Origin of the sequence: Streptomyces bungoensis, from assembly GCF_001514215.1 — a bacterium.
GTDB classification, from domain to species: domain Bacteria; phylum Actinomycetota; class Actinomycetes; order Streptomycetales; family Streptomycetaceae; genus Streptomyces; species Streptomyces bungoensis.
Window position 1 is genome coordinate 234,137 of record NZ_KQ948862.1, and the last position, 19,027, is coordinate 253,163.

17 protein-coding genes are annotated in these 19,027 nt (G+C 74.2%); 3 read left to right on the top strand and 14 right to left on the bottom strand.

The genetic code is table 11. The annotated features are described in order from the left end of the window. Nucleotides 1-32: 32 nt before the first annotated feature. The gene (locus AQJ66_RS23715; protein WP_061925887.1) at nucleotides 33-533 is read right to left on the bottom strand and encodes a hemerythrin domain-containing protein; all 501 of its coding nucleotides are present in this window, start codon (nucleotides 531-533) and stop codon (nucleotides 33-35) included. Between the two features lie 181 nt (nucleotides 534-714). On the opposite strand from AQJ66_RS23715, the gene AQJ66_RS23720 reads away from it, so the two are divergent. Then, the gene (locus AQJ66_RS23720; protein ID WP_061925891.1) at nucleotides 715-1,227 is read left to right on the top strand and encodes a hypothetical protein; all 513 of its coding nucleotides are present in this window, start codon (nucleotides 715-717) and stop codon (nucleotides 1,225-1,227) included. Here the strand turns inward: AQJ66_RS23720 and AQJ66_RS23725 are convergent. The 9 genes from AQJ66_RS23725 to AQJ66_RS39730 form a co-directional block, all read right to left on the bottom strand. After that, nucleotides 1,217-2,362 (bottom strand): serine hydrolase domain-containing protein, encoded by a 1,146-nt coding sequence (locus AQJ66_RS23725; RefSeq protein ID WP_061925894.1) that lies wholly within the window; start codon nucleotides 2,360-2,362, stop codon nucleotides 1,217-1,219. The two genes, AQJ66_RS23720 and AQJ66_RS23725, sit on opposite strands and share 11 nt — an antisense overlap. Before the next feature lie 198 nt (nucleotides 2,363-2,560). Then, the gene (locus AQJ66_RS23730) at nucleotides 2,561-4,129 is read right to left on the bottom strand and encodes an NADase-type glycan-binding domain-containing protein (protein WP_061925897.1); all 1,569 of its coding nucleotides are present in this window, start codon (nucleotides 4,127-4,129) and stop codon (nucleotides 2,561-2,563) included. After that, nucleotides 4,126-4,701, bottom strand: a complete 576-nt coding sequence (locus AQJ66_RS23735; RefSeq protein WP_061925899.1) for a phage tail protein — start codon at nucleotides 4,699-4,701, stop codon at nucleotides 4,126-4,128. Before AQJ66_RS23735 ends, AQJ66_RS23730 begins: the two co-directional genes overlap by 4 nt. Then, nucleotides 4,701-6,662, bottom strand: a complete 1,962-nt coding sequence (locus tag AQJ66_RS23740; RefSeq protein WP_061925902.1) for a putative baseplate assembly protein — start codon at nucleotides 6,660-6,662, stop codon at nucleotides 4,701-4,703. Before AQJ66_RS23740 ends, AQJ66_RS23735 begins: the two co-directional genes overlap by 1 nt. Further along, on the bottom strand, nucleotides 6,662-7,096 hold the full coding sequence (locus AQJ66_RS23745) for a GPW/gp25 family protein (RefSeq protein ID WP_061925905.1): 435 nt from the start codon (nucleotides 7,094-7,096) through the stop codon (nucleotides 6,662-6,664). The genes AQJ66_RS23740 and AQJ66_RS23745 overlap by 1 nt, the downstream gene beginning before the upstream one ends. Before the next feature lie 31 nt (nucleotides 7,097-7,127). After that, on the bottom strand, nucleotides 7,128-9,035 hold the full coding sequence (locus AQJ66_RS23750) for a VgrG-related protein (protein ID WP_061925907.1): 1,908 nt from the start codon (nucleotides 9,033-9,035) through the stop codon (nucleotides 7,128-7,130). Continuing rightward, nucleotides 9,035-9,760 carry a CIS tube protein gene (locus AQJ66_RS23755; RefSeq protein ID WP_061925910.1) on the bottom strand — a complete coding sequence of 242 codons (726 nt, stop codon included), beginning with the start codon at nucleotides 9,758-9,760 and terminating at the stop codon, nucleotides 9,035-9,037. Before AQJ66_RS23755 ends, AQJ66_RS23750 begins: the two co-directional genes overlap by 1 nt. 16 nt (nucleotides 9,761-9,776) lie before the next feature. Continuing rightward, the gene (locus AQJ66_RS23760) at nucleotides 9,777-10,199 is read right to left on the bottom strand and encodes a phage tail protein (RefSeq protein ID WP_061925913.1); all 423 of its coding nucleotides are present in this window, start codon (nucleotides 10,197-10,199) and stop codon (nucleotides 9,777-9,779) included. Between the two features lie 88 nt (nucleotides 10,200-10,287). Next, nucleotides 10,288-11,016, bottom strand: coding sequence for a hypothetical protein (locus AQJ66_RS39730; protein WP_061925916.1), 729 nt, complete (start codon nucleotides 11,014-11,016; stop codon nucleotides 10,288-10,290). 2,323 nt (nucleotides 11,017-13,339) lie between these two features. Between AQJ66_RS39730 and AQJ66_RS38955 the strand changes: the two genes are divergently transcribed. Beyond that, nucleotides 13,340-14,191, top strand: coding sequence for a hypothetical protein (locus AQJ66_RS38955; protein ID WP_061925919.1), 852 nt, complete (start codon nucleotides 13,340-13,342; stop codon nucleotides 14,189-14,191). Here AQJ66_RS38955 and AQJ66_RS39465 read toward each other — a convergent pair. From AQJ66_RS39465 to AQJ66_RS23785, 4 genes are all read right to left on the bottom strand, one after another. Continuing rightward, nucleotides 14,140-14,298 carry a DUF6760 family protein gene (locus AQJ66_RS39465; protein WP_167359181.1) on the bottom strand — a complete coding sequence of 53 codons (159 nt, stop codon included), beginning with the start codon at nucleotides 14,296-14,298 and terminating at the stop codon, nucleotides 14,140-14,142. The genes AQJ66_RS38955 and AQJ66_RS39465 overlap by 52 nt on opposite strands. Beyond that, complete coding sequence (locus AQJ66_RS23775) at nucleotides 14,295-14,804, bottom strand: hypothetical protein (protein WP_061925923.1); 510 nt, start codon at nucleotides 14,802-14,804, stop codon at nucleotides 14,295-14,297. The genes AQJ66_RS39465 and AQJ66_RS23775 overlap by 4 nt, the downstream gene beginning before the upstream one ends. Next, on the bottom strand, nucleotides 14,804-15,247 hold the full coding sequence (locus AQJ66_RS23780) for a phage tail protein (RefSeq protein ID WP_061925927.1): 444 nt from the start codon (nucleotides 15,245-15,247) through the stop codon (nucleotides 14,804-14,806). Before AQJ66_RS23780 ends, AQJ66_RS23775 begins: the two co-directional genes overlap by 1 nt. 64 nt (nucleotides 15,248-15,311) lie before the next feature. After that, on the bottom strand, nucleotides 15,312-16,922 hold the full coding sequence (locus AQJ66_RS23785) for a phage tail sheath family protein (RefSeq protein ID WP_061925930.1): 1,611 nt from the start codon (nucleotides 16,920-16,922) through the stop codon (nucleotides 15,312-15,314). 350 nt (nucleotides 16,923-17,272) lie between these two features. On the opposite strand from AQJ66_RS23785, the gene AQJ66_RS36720 reads away from it, so the two are divergent. Next, nucleotides 17,273-18,895 carry an eCIS core domain-containing protein gene (locus AQJ66_RS36720; protein WP_063804072.1) on the top strand — a complete coding sequence of 541 codons (1,623 nt, stop codon included), beginning with the start codon at nucleotides 17,273-17,275 and terminating at the stop codon, nucleotides 18,893-18,895. Nucleotides 18,896-19,027 lie beyond the last annotated feature (132 nt).

Here is a 19,027-nt window from a genome sequence, read left to right on the forward strand (position 1 = left end):
GACAGCTCCTGTCGTTGGGCTCTTGGGGCTCTTCAGCAGACGGGTGCGGCGGCGTGGACGATGCGGTGCACGTTGGCGACGCTGCCGCAGCGCGCCGTCAGCAGGTCGGCCTCCGTCCTGGCGTAGCCGACGCCCAGCTCCTCCCGGCAGGGCCGGCTGAGGCTCTCCCGCACCCGGTTGACGAGGGTGCGCTCCTCCTCGTCGGTGTGGCGGGCGGTGACCGAGGCCAGCTGCTGCAGCCTCCAGTCCCATTCGGCGGAGCCGATCTCCTCCACCTGCAGAAGGGCCAGCAGCACCTTCACGGCCTCCTGGTGCGCGTTCTCGATGTGCTCGACGGTGTCGACGTCCTCGAACGAGATGAGGACGGGGTGCACCGAGGCTCTCTCCGCCTCACCGTGCGCGATCATCAGGTGGGCGAAGTCGTGCAGCGCGCTCTGGCGGTCGGCCTCGGTGCTGCGCATCAGGCGGAGCAGATCTTCCATCGTCCGGTGATCCTCGAGGATCATCTCGACGACATCCTGAGTCGGTGACATGGGATGCGCCTCCTTCCTGAGTGGCTTTCACCTCCCGTTACCCGGACCGTTGTCGGGAATGCTCCGGTTTTATGCTTTTACCCCGTTTGCCTGATCGGCCGAGGTCAGCCGGAGTCCCGCGTCCGGCCGCCGCCTCCCGACATGCTTTTGAACATGTTCAATTCAGGCGTAGGCTTCCCTCATGAGCGACAGAGCCGCCCTGCTCAAGGGCATCCGCGTCTGGCTGGCCCTCTTCGTCGTGTGCCTCGTGCTCAGCGGGGCCACCGCCTTCCCCCTGGTCCACGAACTGCGGTGGACGGAGGGCGCGTTGCGGGCACTGTCCGTGCCCCGGTACCTGCCGGGGCTCATGGAGTGGATCTCGCGGGTGCGGGACGGACTCGACACCGTCGACGCCAAGTACCCGTTCGTGCTGTACGGGACGGACTGGCTGGCCTTCGCGCACCTCGTCATCGCGGTCGCCTTCTACGGTCCGTACCGCGACCCGGTCCGCAACATCTGGGTCGTGGAGTTCGGGATGATCGCCTGCGCCGGCATCATCCCGCTCGCCCTCGTGTGCGGGCCGGTCCGCGGGATCCCCTTCTGGTGGAGCCTGATCGACATGTCCTTCGGGGTGTTCGGCGTCCTGCCGCTCTACGTCGTACGGCAGAAGATCAGGCGGCTGGAGCGGATGAGCCCGGCCGGCGTCAGCGGTTGAACGCCGGGAAGCCGAAGCGCTCGGCGGTGCCCTGGCCGTCGCCCTTGGCGTCGGTCGACTCGACCGAGTACACCAGGGTGCGGGACAGGTCGCGGGTGGCGGCGATCACCGTGGCGTAGCCCGGGCGCGAGCCCGTCTTGCCCCAGATCACCTTGCCGTTCAGCTCGAACCGCTCCAGGGCCGCACCGTAGCGCGCACCGGGTACGTCGGGCAGCGTGAACATCTCCTTCAGTTGCGGCTCCGGCACCACCCGGCCGCTGAACAGCCCCACCAGCAGGCGCTGCAGATCGGCGGTCGTGGAGATCAGGTCGCCGGCCGCCCAGCGGTCGGACATGTTCCAGTCGGTCACGTCCACCAGCTTGCCGTCGATCCAGTCGTACCCCCGGTTGTGCGGCCCGTGGATCCGCGGGTCGGCGCCGCACGGGAAGGAGCTGTCCCGCATGCCGAGCGGGCGGAAGACCCGCACCGCCGCCTGGTGGGCGTACGAGTCGCCGGTCACCTTCTCGATGAGCATGCCGAGCACGGTGTAGTGGATGTTGTCGTAGTCCTGGCGGGTGCCCGGCGCGTACGCCGGGCCCTGCGCCACGGAGGCCGCCACGACCTGCCGGGGCGTCAGCGTCTCGAAGCGGTGCGGGTATCCCTCCTCGACCGTGTCGCCGAGGGGGGCCCCCGAGTGCAGGCCGCTGGTGTAGTTCAAAAGCTCCCGTACGGTGATGGGGGCGAAGTCGCCGGTGAGCAGGCCCGGCAGGTACTGCTGCACGGTGCCGTCGAGGGAGATGCGGCCCTCCGACGCCAGTTGCAGCACGATCGCCGCGGTGACCACCTTCGTCACCGAACCGGCCCGGAACCGCCCGTCGGCCAGGACCGGCGCCCCGGACCGGACGTCGCGCACCCCGGCCGCGCCGCGCCATGTGCCGTCGCCGCCGACGCGGATCACCGCCGCGGTGGCGTCGTGGTCGGGGAGCCCGGCGATCGCCGCGGCGAGCGCTTCGGCGTCCGGGCCGGCCGTCGTACCGGCCGCTGTGCCGTGCGCCGTGCGTTCCGGTGCGGCGAGGGCGGGGGCGGCCAGCGGGCCGCCGGCCAGCGCGAGGACGAGACCGGCGGCCAGGAGGGCGGAACGGGTGGTGCGTCGCATGCGGGCTCCTCGAGGAGATCACGGAACGTGGTGCTGGGGCGGTTCGTGATCATCCTCGGGGAGTGCCGGCGCCGGGCGGATCGTCGGCGAGGAGGGGAGCGACCCTGACAAGTCCCCCGTCAACTGGTGCGGAACTGGGGGGACTTGTCAGGGGCAGACCCCAGGGTGGGCAAGCCGCCGGGCGTACGGTCCCGGGCGTCAGTTGGCGTTCGACGGGCCGAAGAACTCGATCTCGGCGATCGCCACCTGCTTGGTCGCGGAGGGCTGGTAGGCGGACTCCAGGGTGAAGCGGACCGCGCTGACCTCGCCCACGCGGAACGCGCGGCGCTGGGCGCCCGCACCCTGGTCGAGGGTGAGGTCCAGGGTCTTGGTCTTGCCGTCGGCCAGCGTGACACGGGCCTCGACGCGGTGCGGGAGGGCCGACTTGGAGAGCTGGTCGGCGTGGGTGGACATGCCCGGCGTGATGATCAGGTCGAGCAGCCGGGTGGGCTGGTCGAAGCGGGCCTCGATCCACTGGCCCTGCCCGGACTGGGAGACCCCGGGGCCCCACCAGGTGTTGTTGAGCTTGTCGAAGGCGAGGTCGGGCTTGTGGCCCGGGTAGGAGCGGGACGCGGTGACCCGGTCCGGGGCCACCGGGGCGCGCTTGGCGAAGTGGTCGCGGGTCGCCTGGACACCCTGGGGGATGTTGACGGCCAGCACGATCAGCAGGGTCAGCACGATCGCCGCGCCGAGCCAGGTCAGGACGCGGTCGAAGGCGCGGCGCAGCCGCGGGCGGTCACCGGCCCACGGGGTCTCCCGGCTGCCGAAGCCCCACAGCCGGCGCCACCACGGCAGGCGGCCGGGGGAGTGGCCCTCCCCGGCCATGGGCATCGCGCACCGGGTGCAGTAGTGCCGGTCGGGCCGGTTCCGCGTGGCGCACCAGGGGCAGGGGACCCCGCCGTCCGCGCCGAGCTCCTCACCCGGGGCCCGGACGACCTGCGGGCGCTGGGGGGCCGGACGGCCGGGCAGCACCGGGGCGACGGACGGGGTCGCGGCCGGGCGCGGGTCCGGGTCGGAGACGGGCACGAGGAGCCGGCGGGCGCGGTCGGTCAGGCCGTCGGGGGAGTCCGGGTCGCCGGGGGCCGTCGCCGGGTGCGCGGCGGGGACGGGCTCCGTGGGGGCGGTCTCGTCCACGGGGGCCGAGGTCGCGGGACGTGCGACGGCGGGCGACGGGACCGTGTCGGGGACCTCGGGCGAGGCGGCGGCAGCGGCGGCGCTCCCCCCGCCGTCCTCCGCTCCGGCGGACGCGGACGGGGCCCGGTCCGGGGCGGTGCCGGAGGCGGCCGGGGCCCCGGGCTCCTCGGCCGGGCCGCCCGGAGCCGGCAGGTCCCGCGAGGGCCCGGGCAGGCCGGTACTGCCGTCCCGGCGGGTGAACCCGTCCCAGCCGGAGCCCTCGCCGGCCGGGGCGCCGGCGGAGGTGCCGGTGGCCGCGGAGCCGGAGGGCGAGCCGCCGGTGGAGGCGGCCGGGGCGGGCGCGGACGCGGTGGCCGGGGCGGACGGGGTCGCCGAACCGCCGGCGGAGGCTCCGCCGGGCCGGGCCGCCGCGGTGTTGACCGAGTCGCCCGCCGGTCGCTCGCCGGCGCCGTCGGCCGCTGCCGCCGGGGCTCCGGCCGTCGCCCGGGCGGTCGCCCGGTCCGTCCAGTCGAGCACCGCCCCGCAGGCGTCGCAGAACGACTGCCCCGGTTCCGCGCGGGTGCCGCATTCGGCGCAGCTCTGGGTGGTCGTCATCTCTCCGGGGTCCTTTCGGCGGGACGGGCGGGCTCCGCGGCGGTCACCTCGACCGTGTACGGCATGTGGGCGGGACGGGCGGCGGCCACCAGGGTGTCCAGGCGGTGCCGGTCGGCGGGGGTCGGGTCGGGCAGCCGCAGGTGGACGTGCAGCCGGGGGCGCGGTTCGCCGGGGACCGGGCCGAGCGGGCGGGCGCTCCAGTCGGCGCCCCCGCTCTCGCTGATCTCCGGTTCCACGCCGAACGCCAGCCGCACCGCCTCGGCCAGCCCGCGCCGGGTGCCGCGGATGCGGTGCAGGTGCGCGGCGGCGGCCACGGCGGCCCGCAGCAGCGGCTCGGGTTCGGTGCCGTCGGTCTCCGCGCCGACCCAGCCGCCCAGCCACTGGGCGAAGTCCAGCGGGGCGAGGGACGGCCGGAAGTAGGTGTCGAGGCAGTCCAGCACGCTGTGGATCGGCGCGATCACCTCGTCGAGACCGGCGACGAACCGCTGGGCCAGGTCGTCGTCGGCGAACACGGCGGGCAGCATCATGCCGATCGGCGCGGAGGAGCCGAGACCGTCGATGGAACCTCTCATCAGGCGCCGTCCCCGATCACCCGGACGCGGTGGTCGAAGGAGAACACCAGCGAGGGCGGGGACAGGTCGATGCGGTCGGTCGCCTCACCGCGCTTCCCGGTCAGCGGGTCGGCCGGGTGCAGCACCACCTGGTCGACCAGCTCCACCCCCGGGACGCGCTGCAGCACCGCGAACACCTCACCGGCCTGCACGGGCCGCCCGAACGGCCAGCCCCTGCCGTCCGCGCCGCCGGTCAGCGGGTCGAGGTGCCGGTAGAGCGCGTCGTGCGCCTGCCGCCGCACCCGGTCGGTGTCGGCGCCCCGGAAGGCGTGCACCGTGGCCACCACCGTCACTCCCTGGTAGTACGGCGGCCCCACCGCCAGCCGGGTGCCGATCAGCCGCCGTTCGTCCAGGTGCCGGGTGATGCGGTCCAGCAGGGCGTCGCCGGGCACCAGCTGCTCGAACCGCAGCCGCCCGCCCGGGTCCGCGACCGCCTGCGGGACGACCAGCACCCGCACCGCGTACGCCCCGTGCTCGCCCTCCTCGCCCTCCAGGCAGGTGATGCGCGCGGTCTCGGGGGCGGCGCGGCGGGCCAGCTCCTCGTAGTCGCGCAGGGTCACCGCCCGCTCCTGGGCGCGCAGGGTGATCGGCGCGCGGACCTTCGCCTCCTCCACCGTCTCCCCGTCGACCCCGCCGCGCGCGGCCTCCCGGTTGACGACCTCGGAGACGTACGGGATGGAGGTGCGCAGGATCTGCACCGCGCCCCGGGCGACGTTGCCCGCCCGGCCGCCGCCGGTGCGGTAGCGGCGGGCGCGGATCGGGGCGCCCTTGGGGGCGACCGTGCCGTACTGGCGCAGGGAACCGTCCGGCTCGCGCACGGCCGGGCCGAAGGCGATCACGCCGGTCGTGGCGTCCAGCGTGACGTGCCGGTCGTCCGGACCCGAGGCCGCGAAGTGCGGCACGACCCGCCAGTCCACCCAGCCGTCGTGCTCGGCGGTCTGCAGCAGCACCGGCGGGTCGTCCCCGACCACGGGCGCGTGCGCGAGCCGCAGCCGCTGCCCGGGCAGCCCGCTGGACTCGCCGAGCGCCTCGTCGTACACCGTCTCCGCGTGGACGGCGGACGTGGTGCCGCCGACGGTGAACGCCTCGGCGGCCCGGACGGTGGGGGAGGTGGTGTAGAAGGGCTGGCCGGGGGCCGGTTCGGTGACCCGGCAGCGGACCCAGCCCGCCTCCTGCCCGGCGTTGCGGGACAGCACGTGCCCGCCGGGGACGTGCAGGACCACCTCACCCGGGCGGTTCAGGCCGCCGGTGCCGTCCCGGTCGACCTCGCAGGGCTGCCAGCCGTCCGCCGTCCACGCCTCCCACACCAGGGGCGGCTGGCGCGGGTCCACGCCGACGCCGTCCACCCGGCTGTCGAGGTTCAGGGCGAGCGCGCAGTGCGGCACGGCGGCGGTGAGGCCGAGCAGCATGCAGTCGCCGGGATCCGGGGACTCCGAGAAGCACAGCAGGTCCTTCTCCTCCTCGGCGAGGTCGTGCGTCCGCTCCACCGCCGCCTCGCCCCGGTGCTGCACCAGCAGGTGCCGCAACTCGCAGGGCACGACGCTCAGTTCCCGCTCGGTGGCGAAGACGACCGCCTCCTCGCTCTCGGTGCGCATGGTGGCGACCTCGGTGCCGACCGGCACGGCGATCGGCTCCTCCTGCGGCGCCGACAGCCAGAACGTGACGTCCGTGCGGGCGGCGGACGGCGGGAACAGCGTGATCCCCACCAGGTCCAGGAAGGCCAGGTGGTTCTTCTCCGGCACCCGGTTGAGCCGGTAGACGATCTGGTCGGCCATGTGGGCGACCGTCTCGACCAGGGTCACGCCGGGGTCGGAGACGTTGTGGTCGGTCCACTCCGGGGCGCGCTGCTGGATGTAGCGCTTGGCGTCGTCGACGAACTGCTGGAAGCGGCGGTCGTCGAGGTTGGGGGAGGGCAGGGCCATCAGCGGTCGCTTTCCGGAGCCGGCGAGGTGCCGTCCGGCTCGTCGTGGGACGGAATGACGTAGAACGGGAAGACCAGGCTGCGCGGGTTGTTGGTGCCGCGGATCGAGTAGCGGACGTCGATGTAGAGCACGCTGCGGTCCGAGCCGGCCGTGACCTCGACGTCCTCGACCTCGATGCGCGGCTCCCAGCGGTCCAGGCTGACGTACACCTCGTGCTGGATGCGGCCCGCGGTCTGCTCGTTGACCGGCGCGAACACCAGGTCGTGGATCGCGCAGCCGAAGTCCGGCCGCATCGGGCGCTCGCCCGGCGCGGTGGACAGCACCAGCCGGATCGCCTCCTCGATCTCCCGCTCGCCGCTGACCAGGGCGATGCCGCCGGTCGGCCCGATGCGCAGCGGGAACGACCAGCCGGAACCGACGAACTGCTCGGCCATCAGGGACGCACCCCGCCTTCCACGGAAACGGTCACGGGATCACCATCGGCACGGGGATGGTGGTGACGCCGAACACGGGGGACGCGACCAGGGTGGTCGGCGCCTTGACGGTCGTGTTGACGGCCGACGAGATCTGCACGGTGGCCCCGCCGGTGAGGCTCGCCTCGCCCACGGCGCTCATGTTCAGGGCGCCCGTCGCCGCCAGCCCGATCTCGGCGCCGGCCTTCACGTTGACCATGGCGGCGCTGTCGATGCTGAGCGCGCCGCCGCTCTTGATGGTCAGGTTGCGCCGGGCGGTGAGCGTGAGATCGGCTCCCGCGGACACCGACACCGACCGGCTGCCCTTGATGGTGACGTCGCCCTTGCTGTCCACGACGATCTCGGTGTTCGTCCGGTCCAGGTTGATGACCAGCCGCTTGTCGCCGGACGTCAGCCGGACGCCCTGCTTGCGGCCGCCGGTCTTCTGGCTGAGCAGGTCCATGCGGTTGCCGTCCCGGTCGGAGACGGTGTGCCGGCTCGCCTTCTTGCGCACGGTGTCGTGCAGCGGCACGTCACCGACCACGGTCGGCTTGTCCTTGCCGTTGTAGAGCCCGCCGATCACGAACGGGTGGTCGAGGGCTCCCCGGTCGAACGCGACCAGCACCTCGTCGTTGACGTCCATCGGGAAGATGCCGCCGCCGCCGAGGCCGCCCATCTGCACCGTGCGCGTCCAGTCGCTGACGTAGGTGTCGTCCAGCCACGGGAACTGCAGCCGCACCCGCCCCTGCTTCAGCGGATCGTTCACGTCGGTGACCAGGGCGTTGGCCACGCTGGGCAGCCGGGGCGCGGTGTCCGCGCCGCCGGAGCTGAGCCCGTACAGCGAACGCCACTGCCGGCCGCTGACCGTCACCCACACCTCGTAGTGCTTGCCGTCGCCGAAGACGTGCCGGACGGAGGTGACGGTGTACTTGCCCTCGAACGGCTCGCCCACGTCCGCCAGCGCCACCGGGACTCCCGGCCGCAGTCTGGGGTTTCCGCGCGCGACGACCTCCAGTTCGGCGAACGAGCCGGTGACGTCGTCGGCGAGGGCGTCGGCGGCGAACTTCACCTCGCTCTGCTTGTCGTACGGCGTGGCCGTGTCGACCAGCTTCGCCGTCTTGAACTTCCCCGCGGCCGTGCCCGGGGTGGCGCCGATCGTGATGCCCGGGTTGGCCGTGGCGGGCGAGGTGGCGGTGAGCTTCTTCTTCGTCGTCACGTCCCACCCGCGCGACTCCACCTTGCCGACCTGGTCGGCGGCGGTCACGGCGGCCCGCAGCCGCAGGATGTCGTGCCCGGCCTGGAGGACGAACGGGCTCTTGTCGCCGTCGGTGTTCGGCGAGGGCGCCCCGGACGCCGACTTGGGCCTGACGAACTGGAACTTGCCGTCCGCGTCGACCGACATCACCATCTCGTTCTCGTCGGCGAGCCGCGCGAGGAAGTCCCAGTCGGTGACGTTGGACTGGCTGATGAACTCGTACACCGTCTTCGTCGACTCGATCCGCCCGACGGGCACCCCGTCCTGCGCGGCCAGCTTCCGGGCGATGTCGGAGGCGCTCTGGTTGCGGTAGGCGGCCACCCGGCGCTGGCGCAGCAGGCGGTGCCCGAGGTCGTAGCCGCGGATCACGGTGAAGGTGCCGGTGCCGTCGTAGTCGGCCTCCAGGGCGGTGACCTCCCCGGTCAGCAGCGGATCGGCGGCCCCCTGCCCGTCGGCCACGGGGGCCAGCACCACCGGCGTGCCGAAGGTGACGCCCAGCTTGCCGAGGAGCAGCCGGTACGGGTCCCGGAAGGTGAGCCGGAACGCGGCCGGCACGCCGACGCCCTGGTCGACGTGACTGTCGACGAGGGCCCGGGCGAACTCGGTGGGCAGCTTGGCACCCCCGATCCGCACGTCGACGACGTTCGAGAACGCGGACCGCACCATCAGGCACGCACCTCCTCGGCGGCGGGCAGCACCAGTTCGGCACCGGCCGGCAGGTGCGCGGGGTCGTCGATGCCGTTGGCCTCGGCGATGGCCCGCCACGCGGCGGCGTTGCCGTACTCCCGCCAGGCCAGCGACTGCAGCGAGTCGCCCGCCACGACGCGGTGCACGCGCCGCGCGGTGAGCGCGCCCGAGGTCGGGTTCTGCCCCTTGGTCTTGCTCGGTATCTCGTGCAGTTGCAGCCGGCAGGTGGCGCGGATGGGCACGCCGGTCGTCCCGAAGAGGGTGTACGTGGCCTCCACGGAACTGACGTAGGCCGTGAACCGGGCGGTGGAGAAGGAACCCCACTGGAGCACCACCCAGGGCGGGGAGGGCTGCTTGGCGGCGATGCTCTTGGTCGTCACCTCGCAGCAGTCGAGCAGCGACTCGACCTTCTTCAGCACGGTGTTGCTGGACGGCTCGTCGGAGGAGTCCAGGAAGATCTCCACGCTCATCTCCCGCGGCCGGGACCCCATGAACTCCGGCAGGGAGCCGTCCCGTTCGATCTGCGCGGGCGTGGTCTTCCACTCGGCGTGCCGGGTCAGCGACAGCTGCGCCGGGTTGAAGTCGAAGCCGAACGTCCGGATGATCCCGCCGGGTGTCGTGCTGCCGCCGACGGGCGGTTCGTGGATCGCGAGCGTGGCGCGCACCAGGCTCTTGCCCGCGCCGCCCTTGCTGCCCTTGGCCATGGTCGTCCGTCCCCCTTCAGTCCGTGAACCCGTGGTGGGCGATCTCCAGCACCTCGGTCGCCACGGCCGGGCTCGCGGGGTCGAGGGTGGGCCCGGTCCAGCTCACCGGCAGCACGTCGATCAGCCCCCAGCGGGCCACCTCCGAGCCGTCCGCGCGCAGGGCCGCGATCTGGGCGGTGGGCCGCTTGATGCCCGTCTGCACGGACGAGATCCACTTCGCGACCTTCGCCGTGTCCGGCGTGATCGGGCGGGTCAGCCGGATGGTGGAGAAGGTCACGCGGGTCGGCAGCACCCAGACGAAGCCGTTGTTGCCGCCCTCCTGGCGGTGCTCGACCTCCACCTGGGACGACAGCCCCTCGCATCCGTTGAAGTAGCCGAGGCTCTCGCCGTCGATGCTGAGGGTGAACCAGATGGTGGAGCCCGGGTCCTGGCGGGACATCGCAGGTGGGCCTTTCTGTCGTTCGCGGTCGTTCTCGGTCGGTGTCGGACGGTGTCGGACGGTGTCGGACGTGGGGTTGCCGGTGCGGTCAGCGGCGGGGGTCGCGGAGCCTGCCGATCCGTTCGCGGTCCAGGCGGAGTTCGGTGCGGATCAGGCGGGTGATCCGGCCGATGATCCGGTGCACGAGTTCGTCAAGCTGGAAGTCGGTCAGCTCCCGCGGGTCGAACGCCCCCGGGGGGACGGCCTGGTAGCCCGGCGGGGGTGGATCGCCGGGACGGGGCGCGGAGGGGGGCGGGGCCTCGCCGCCGTGGGGCTGGTACGGCGGGGGCGGGGCGTCGGCCCGGCGGGTGACGGGCGGCTGGGCGAGGCTGCCTGCGACGGTGGCCGCGGCGGCGGCCGCGAGGGCGCCTGTCGCCGACTTGGCGGCCGGCTTGCCGTCCGGCTTCTTGCGGCCCCAGCCGAGGCGCTGGACCACGGGGAGCGCGGCGGCGGCCGGGCCGGAGGGGTCCGCGGCGCCCGGGGGCGGGGTGAGCGGGACGACCGGCAGGGGAGTGCGGCTGTGGTCCTGGTGGGGTGGGGTGGCGGTCGCCTTGCGCTGGACGGGGGCGGGCGGGGGCGCCGTGCGCTGGGCAGCGGGATTGGCGTTCGCCGGCGGTGACTGGGGTACGACGGTCGGGTTCTCCGTGGGGGAGCCGGCCTGCGGTGCCGGGACCGGGGCTTGAGCCTGCTGCTGCCCGGCCGGTGCGTGGCGGACGGCGAGGGGCGCGGTGCCGGCGGGCGCGGTGGCCAGGGGTGCGCCGAGGGGGGAGCGGCGCATGGGCCGGCTGTGCGCCGTGCCTGTGGTGGACGGGATGCGCTGAACGCTGGTGGCGCGGGGGCCGGTGGTGGCGGCGGACGGCTTCGCCAGGGGGAGCGCGGGTGAGCTGGGGACGGGGGAGGGACTGTCGGGGGCGCTGGGCCGGACGGGGGTGTGGGTGGAACCCGGCTGGTTCGGTGCCGTGGCAGGCGGGCGCTGGACCGGGGAGCTGGATGGGGCCGGCGTGATGCGCTGGATCGGCGTGCCCGGTTCGACGTGTGCGCCGGGGAGGGGTGCCGGGACCGGTCCAGTGGGCGCATCGGCCGGAGTCGGGGCCGGGGCTGGTTGAGGTAGGTGGGCCGGTGCGCCCGGTGCGGTGGCGGCCGTGCGCTGCACCGGTGGGTTGGTCGGTGGGTTGGACGGAGTGGTGGCGGTGGGCTGGACGGGGCGGGCCGTGGAAGCCGGTTCGACCGGTGTGCCCGCCTGTGCCCGAGGGCCGGGTGAGGCCGCCGGCGCCGTTGAGGCGGACGGCTGTGGCGAGATCGGGGCGCCGAGGCCCGGACGGGGCGTGCGGCGGGCGAGGCTTCGCTGGACGGGCGGGGTGGCGCCGACGGCAGACGGGCGCGGGGCGTCGGGCGCGGGGGGCGCCGGCGGACGTCCGGGGCCGGCGGGCGGACGCGCGGAGGCTGCGCCCGGCGCGGCGGTTCGATGCGCGGGGTCGACGGCGAGGCGTGCGGTGTCCGACTCGCTTGGGGCGGGCAGGGGCGTGGACCCGGCCGCGTTCGCCACGGGCGGGCCGACGAGGTCGGCCCCGGGTGCCGCGGCCGGGCTCGCGGAGCCGGCGATGCGCTGAACCGGCTGGGCGGCCGGGGCCGCCGGGTCGTCCGCCGCTCGCTGCGCGGGCGGCGGCACCTCGCCGGGGCGACCCGTCGTCCGCTGTACGGGGGCGGGGCTCGGGGCCGGTGCCGGGGAGCCGGTGCCGTTCCTGTCCCCGGCGTCCCCGGCTCGCACCGCGTTGGCCGGCGGGGGTGTCGTCGCCGAGGGCGGCTGTGCAGTGGCCGGGGCGGCCGTGGGACGCCCGAGGCCACCCGTCGCACGGGCGGGCTCGGACGACGCGGGGCGGGGGCGGCCGGAGCCGGTGGCCGACTGGCGCCGCACGAGGGGTGGCGTCCCACCGGGGCGGGGCGTCGCCGGGCGTGGGGGCGTGGGCGGCACGGGAGTGCTCGGCGTGCCGCCCCGTCGGGCTGCCGTGGCCGGCGCGGTGTCACCAGGCACGCCTCCCTGGGCGGACGCAGGCCGGGGCGCTCCGCCGGGGTGGGGAGCGGCCGGGCGCGGGATTTCGGAAGGCGTGCTGTCGGCAGCCGCGCTGCCCTGCGCGGACGCGGGTCGGGGGCGGTGGGAGTCGCCGGCCGGCTGGCGTTGCACGGAAGGCGGCGTTCCGCCGGGGCCGGGTGTGGCCGGGCGGGTGGTCGAGGCCGGCGTAATGCCTGCGGCCCCGCTGCTCGGTACGGAGGCGGGCCCGGGCGCAGGCTGTGACGTTCCGCCGGCGCCGGGTGTCGCCGGGCGTGGGGCCGAGGGCCGCAGGCGGTGGGAGTCGGCCGGTTGGCGTTGCACGGAAGGCGGCGTTCCGCCGGGGCCGGGTGTGGCCGGGCGGGTGGTCGAGGCCGGCGTAGTGCCGGCAGCCGTACTCTCCTGGGCGGACACGGGCCGCGGCGTTCCGCCGGGGCGGGGAGCCGCCGGGCTCGGGGCTTCGGAGCGCGCGGTGTCTCCAGCCGTGCCGCTCTGCGCGGACGCGGGTCGGGGGCGGTGGGAGTCGCCGGCCGGCTGGCGCTGCACGGAAGGCGGCGTTCCGCCGGGGCCGGGTGTGGCCGAACGGGCGGTCGACGCCGACGTGATGGCGGCACCGGGACTTTCCTGTGCGGACGCGGACGCGGATGCGGATGCGGGCCGGGAGCGGTCGGAGTCGCCGTCCGGCCGGCGTTGCACGGAAGACGGCGTCCCGGCCGGGCCGGATGTGGCCGGACGTGGGGCCGACGGCCGCACGGGACCGCTGGGCGTGCCGTCACGTCCGGGTGCGGTGGTCGGCACGGTGTCGGCGGTGGCCGGGCCGCCTTGCGCCGCCCTGGGCCGGACGCGATCGGCCGGCGTGGCGGAGCCCTCGCTCAGCGAGCGCTGAACGACGGCCGGACCGCTCACGCCGGCAGGCGGGACGGCCGGCCGGTCGGCGCCGGGCTCCGCTTCGGCCCGGTGGGCTCCCGCGTCCCGGCCGCCGTCCGCCCCCTGTACGGGCGTACCGCCTGCGGCCGCCGGTGACGCGCCACCCGTGGGACCGGGGAGCCGCCGCGTGACCGGCAGCGCTCGTCGCTGGACCGTCGCCTCGGACCGCGCCCGGGTGAGGGACGCCGGCCGGGACGAAGGGGAAGGGCGCGACGGTACCGGCGTCACCCGCACCCCGGGAGCCGGGGACGGCGTCGTGACGGCCGGGAGGGAGGGCGGCTGCGGCGACACCACCGGGACGGTCGGCGCCGCGCCCACCGGACCACCGGCGTCCGACCTGCCCGTACGAGCGGCCGCGGAACCGGAGGAACTCACCGGGCTCACCGGCGCCGTGGAGCCCGCCGCCCCCGGCACCCGCGGCGGAATCAGCCGCAGCGGTACCGCCGGGGTCCGCTGCACCCTCGGTCCGCCGGGCGGCCCGGCCAACGGCAAGGCGCCCGCAGCGCGTTCGAGTCCCGGCACCGGTCGTGCGGAGTCCGGACGGAAGGGCGTGCCGCCGAGCGTCGCGCTCGACCGGCCGTCCAGCACCGAGTGGGACGCCGTGCCCATGAGCATGGGGTTCTGCCACGTCGGCAGCCGCCCGCCGAATCCCGCGTCGGCGACCCCGGCCGGGCCCGGGGCCATGGCCCGCTGGATCGGCGGCAGTCCCGGCCACGAGGCCGCCACCACGGGCCGTCCGCCCGCCCGGACGTCACCGCTCACGGCCTCCGGCGCGGGCGCGGAGTCCGGGGTGCCCGCGGCAACGCCGTCGCCTGCGGAGACGCCGTTGCCGGGGGAGACGCCGCTGCCTGCGGAGACGCCGCTGCCGACGGACGCCCCCTCGCCGGCGGTGCCCCGCCCGCGGAACCGGTCCAGGAAACCCACCGCTCAGCCCTCCGCGCCGGCCCGCGTCACCAGCGACGCGATCTGGTCCGTGTAGCGGCGGCGGTCCTGGTGTTCCAGGTCCAGGATCTCCTCCAGGCTCCAGTGGAAGTGGTAGGCGACGTACGCGATCTCCTCGTGCAGCCGGTCGGTCGCGTACGTCACGATTCCCCCAGGCGGCTCCCGCCGAGTTCCACCTCGAACGCCTCCGAGCAGTGCGGGCAGTTGACCGCCGCCCGGGTGTGGCCCTCCGCGTTGATCTGGCGGTAGAAGTCCTGCAGGAACGCCAGGTCGGAGGCGAACATGTTCTCCACGATCCCGTCGTGCACCAGGGGCAGCGTGCCGAGCCGGGTGATCACCCGGCCCAGCAGCACCACCGACAGGAACGCCGGGTTCTCCTGCACCCGCACGTCGCGCAGCGGGACGAGTTCGTCCCGCGCCGTCGACAGGCGCATCACACCGTCCCGGTGGACGGTGCCCGACTCGTCGACGTACCCGCGCGGCAACTGGAACGGGAACTCGGTGCGCAGCACGTCCTGTTGCCGCGCGGGGGCGGGCGCCGGGGCCGGCATCGGCTCCGGCACCGGCAGGTCCGCGCCCGTCTCCTCCGCCGGCGCCTCCGCGCCGACGTGGGAGACGGCGCCGCCGGCCCTGGCAGCCGTACGCCGCATTACTCGATGACCAGTTCTTCGAACGTGATGGTCACGGTCTCGGTGAGGGCGGAGGCCTCGCCCGCCTTCACCGTGCTCGCGTCGATCTTGCTGCACCAGGCGTTGCGCAGGTGGTAGCGCTTCACCGGGTTGTTCTGGAAGTCCATCATGATGATCGAGGCGTTCTTGCGGGCCGTGGTCATCTGGCCGGTGATGGACTCGTTGATCCACTGGGTGAACGAGGCCGACTGGGTCATACCGCGGACGACCGTGCAGGTGCCGTTCTTCTTCACACCCGGCAGGTTCTTGACCACGTTCTGGCCGTTGGGGGTGTTCTGCTGGTAGGTGATGACGTCCTGCTCGATGCTGAGGCCGCTGACCTCGGCCAGGTACTCGACCATCACGCCGTCGATCTGCAGGCCGAAATTGTGTGAGGTGAGGGCGTCACCCGGCTGGAGACTCATGTGTTCGCTGTCCTTCTAGGTCCTGCTGAGCATGGGGAAAGGGCGTACGGAGGCGAGGCCGGGCCTACTCCTCCAACTCCCCGCTTCCGCTGGAGAACTGGGCCAGCCGGAAGATGACGAACTCGGCGGGCTTGACCGGCGCGATGCCGATCTCGCACACGACCCGGCCGACGTCGACCGACTCCGGCGGGTTGGTCTCCTCGTCGCACTTGACGTAGTACGCCTCCTCGGGCCGCTGGCCGAACAGCGCACCGCTGCGCCACTCGTTGACCAGGAACGCCGAGATGTTGCGCCGGATCCGGGCCCACAGGGCGTGGTCGTTCGGCTCGAACACCACCCACTGGGTGCCGATGAGGATCGACTCCTCCAGGTAGTTGAAGTACCGGCGGATGTTGAGGTAGCGCCAGGCCGGGTCGGAGGACAGCGTGCGGGCGCCCCACACCCGGATACCCCGGCCCGGGAACGCGCGGATGCAGTTCACGCCGATCGGGTTGAGCAGGTCCTGCTCGCCGCGGGTGATCTGGATCTCCAGGTCGACCGCGCCGCGGACGACCTCGTTCGCGGGCGCCTTGTGCACCCCGCGCTCGGAGTCGTTGCGGGCCCAGACGCCGGCGATGTGGCCGCTCGGCGGGACCAGCCGGGACTGGCCGCTGGCCGGGTCGAACGTCTTGATCCACGGGTAGTACAGGGCCGCGTACTTGGAGTCGTAGCCGGCCGTCTCCTGCCGCCAGACACGGATCTGACGGGCGTTCATGCCCGGCGGCGGGTCGATGACCGCGACCCGGTCACCCATCAGCTCGCAGTGCGCGATCAGCCCGAGCTGGACCGCCTTGACGGCCTCCAGGTCGATCGCGCCGCGCTGGTAGGCGGCCATCAGGTCGGGCACCGCGACCATCGAGATCTCGTCGATGGCCTCCAGACCGCCGAAACCGGTGCGGTCGGCGGAGTCGCCGAGGTAGTGGGCCGGCCCCGGGTGCGAGGCGTCCGGCGCGGCGGACGACGGTGCGGCGGGGGAGGCCGGAGCGGCGGACGGGGTCGCGAGGGCCACCGTCTGGTTGTCCGGCCGGGCCAGCTGCGCGGCCGGCGCGGCCTCGGTGACGGTTATGAGCTTGGAGCGCTCCTTCACCTGCGTGACGACGTAGTTCCGGCCGCCCTTCTTGGCGGTCACGTCGAAGTTCTCGACGGGCTTGTCCCCGTCCTTGACGATCAGCCGGAACCGCTCGGCCGGGCCCTCGCCCTCCGGGTCGGCGACCTCGACGCTCAGCGAGCCGGTGCTGCCCGGGGCGATGGCCGCCACCGAGAACGTGCCGAGCTGCTGAGGCTCGGCCGGCGGCAGCGCGGCCGGGGCGGCGGAACCGGTCACGGCGGCGGGGGCGGTGCCGGCCGAACCGTCGGCGGCCGCGCCCTCGGCGGAGCCGCCGACACGGACCACGTAGGCCGCGGTGCCGCCGTTGTTGAAGAAGCCGTAGACGGAGTGCGCGAGGTAGTACCCCTCGGTGAACTCGCCGAAGGAGGCGACGTACTGGCTCCAGTTGGTCACCAGGGTCGGCTCGTTCAGCGGACCGGTCGGCGCGAGCCCCACGAAGGCCGCGACCGACGTGCCCACCCCCTCGATGGGGCGCGAGCCGCTGGCCACCTCCTCGACGTAGACGCCGGGCGACAGGTAGGACGGCATGCTCTGCTCTCCTCGGGGTACGAGACAGGAACGCCCCCCAGCCTCACGCGCGCGCGGCGGCCTGGAAACGTCCGCCGGTCCCCTTCCGGGGGCATTCCCGTTGCCCCCGGGCATGCCCGTTGGGGCAGCCGCCGCCGACGCACCGCCGAACCCCGGGCCGACTCACACGCGGGCGGCTGCTCCTCGTACGCCGGTGCCCCGGGACCGCCGGGCGGAAGTGCCCCCGAGTCTGCCCCCGCGGCCCTTGCCCGCCCGGCCCGGGGCCCGTACCCGTAGGGAGAGCCGATACGCGAAGCCAGTGGGACGCGGGCAGCGGAAACGCCGCCGCAGCAGGGCCGGAAAGGTAGTTCATGCACGCACCGGAGGACCGCAAGCAGACCACCCCGAGCGCGGGTTCCCGCCTCCCGGCCGCCCCGGTCACCTCGCGTGCTCCCCTGAACGGCACCGCCGCCGGGCTGATCGCCCTCCAGCGCACCGCGGGCAACGCTGCGGTGGCGCGCGCGGTGGAGCAGGAGCGGCACGAGCACGGCGCGGGCTGCGGGCACGAGCCGTCGGTGCAGCGCCAGGCCCTGGTCCACAAGGTGCTCGCGTCCCCCGGGCAGCGGATGGACCCGACGATCCAGCGGGAGATGGAAGCCCGCTTCGGCGGCGCCGACTTCAGCCACGTGCGCGTGCACACCGGCACCCTGGCGCGTGAGTCGGCGGCGGAGCTGCGGGCGAAGGCCTACACCTCGGGAAACAACGTGGTGGCCCCCAACGCCATGACCAAGGAGGACTGGGCGCACGAACTGACCCATGTCGAGGACCAGATGGCGGGCCCCGTGCCCGGCACGGACACCGGCTTCGGCGTGCGCATGTCCAGCGAGGACGACTCGGGCGAACGGCACGCGGTCGACAAGGCCCGGCAGGTGATGAGCGGCCCGGTGCCCGTCCAGCCCATCCGTGCCGAGGGGACGGCCGCCGCACCCGCGACCGCGGGCGGGCACGGCACGCCCATGATCCAGCGCACCACCTGGGAGTTCGTACCCGGCTCCAGTTTCCAGCACCCCATCGGCGGCCAGCAGGTCCACTGGCAGAACACGACCAACCCCGCCGACGTTCGCACCTCCGGGCAACTGGGCATCGCCGCCGGGGTCACCCCGCGGCCGGGCGACCGGTACGACGACGTGACCCAGGAGCACCACAGCAGCGCGAACGTCGCGTTCTCCAAGAAGGGCAGCATCCCGGACCGTGACTACCCGGGCATCGAGACCCGGACCCGCCGGGCGGTCGTCGAGGCCAAGGAGAAGATCGCGGCGGTGCTGGCCATGCTGAGGGCGGCGGGCGGCAACCCCGCCGGCGCGCTGCTGGCCGGGCTCCACTCGGGCTTCCCCGCGTTCCGTACCGCGACGCCCCAGCAGATCGCGGTCTTCCTGCCCCGGGTCACCGAGGTCGTGGGCCGCATCCAGGCCGGCCTGAACTCGGCGGGCGCGGAGATCGCCCTGGTCGGCGAGGGAACCGGCACCCCGGCGGACGTCGCCGGCTGGGTGGCCCCCAGCACCAGTGACCTCGCCAACCGCATCTTCAAGCCGAACCAGCAGAAGAGCGAAGAGCTCCCCACCACGGACGCGGGGCGCTCCGGCCCGATCCACCTGACGGGGATAGGCCAGAACGCCTGGTACATCATCCATGAGGCCACCCACCGGTTCGCCGGCACCCTGGACTACCAGTACAGCCCGTATCCCCAGGAGCTGGAGGAGGAGAACTACGAGGCCGGACTCGCCGCGATCATGCCGGGCGAGGCGGCGGCGCGTGACGCCGCGATGCTCGGCAAGCGCGCCGTCCGCGATCCCGGCGAGTACACCGGCAAGGACGAGCCCACTCCGAGGAAGCAGCCGAACTGGTACGCCATGGGGCAGCGTGCCCTGATGAACGCCGACTCCTACGCCCAGTTCATCCTGACGGCGACCGGAACCCGGGCGCCGCGCACCTGAGCCGGCCGTCCGGGTGTCCGCAAGGGCAACGCCCCCGCCCTTCGCGCGGCCCGACTCTGCCCGTCCGTCCGCTCCGCCAGGCTCACGCCCCGCCTAGCGTCGCGGCGTGAGCCTGTGGACTTCTCTGGAACC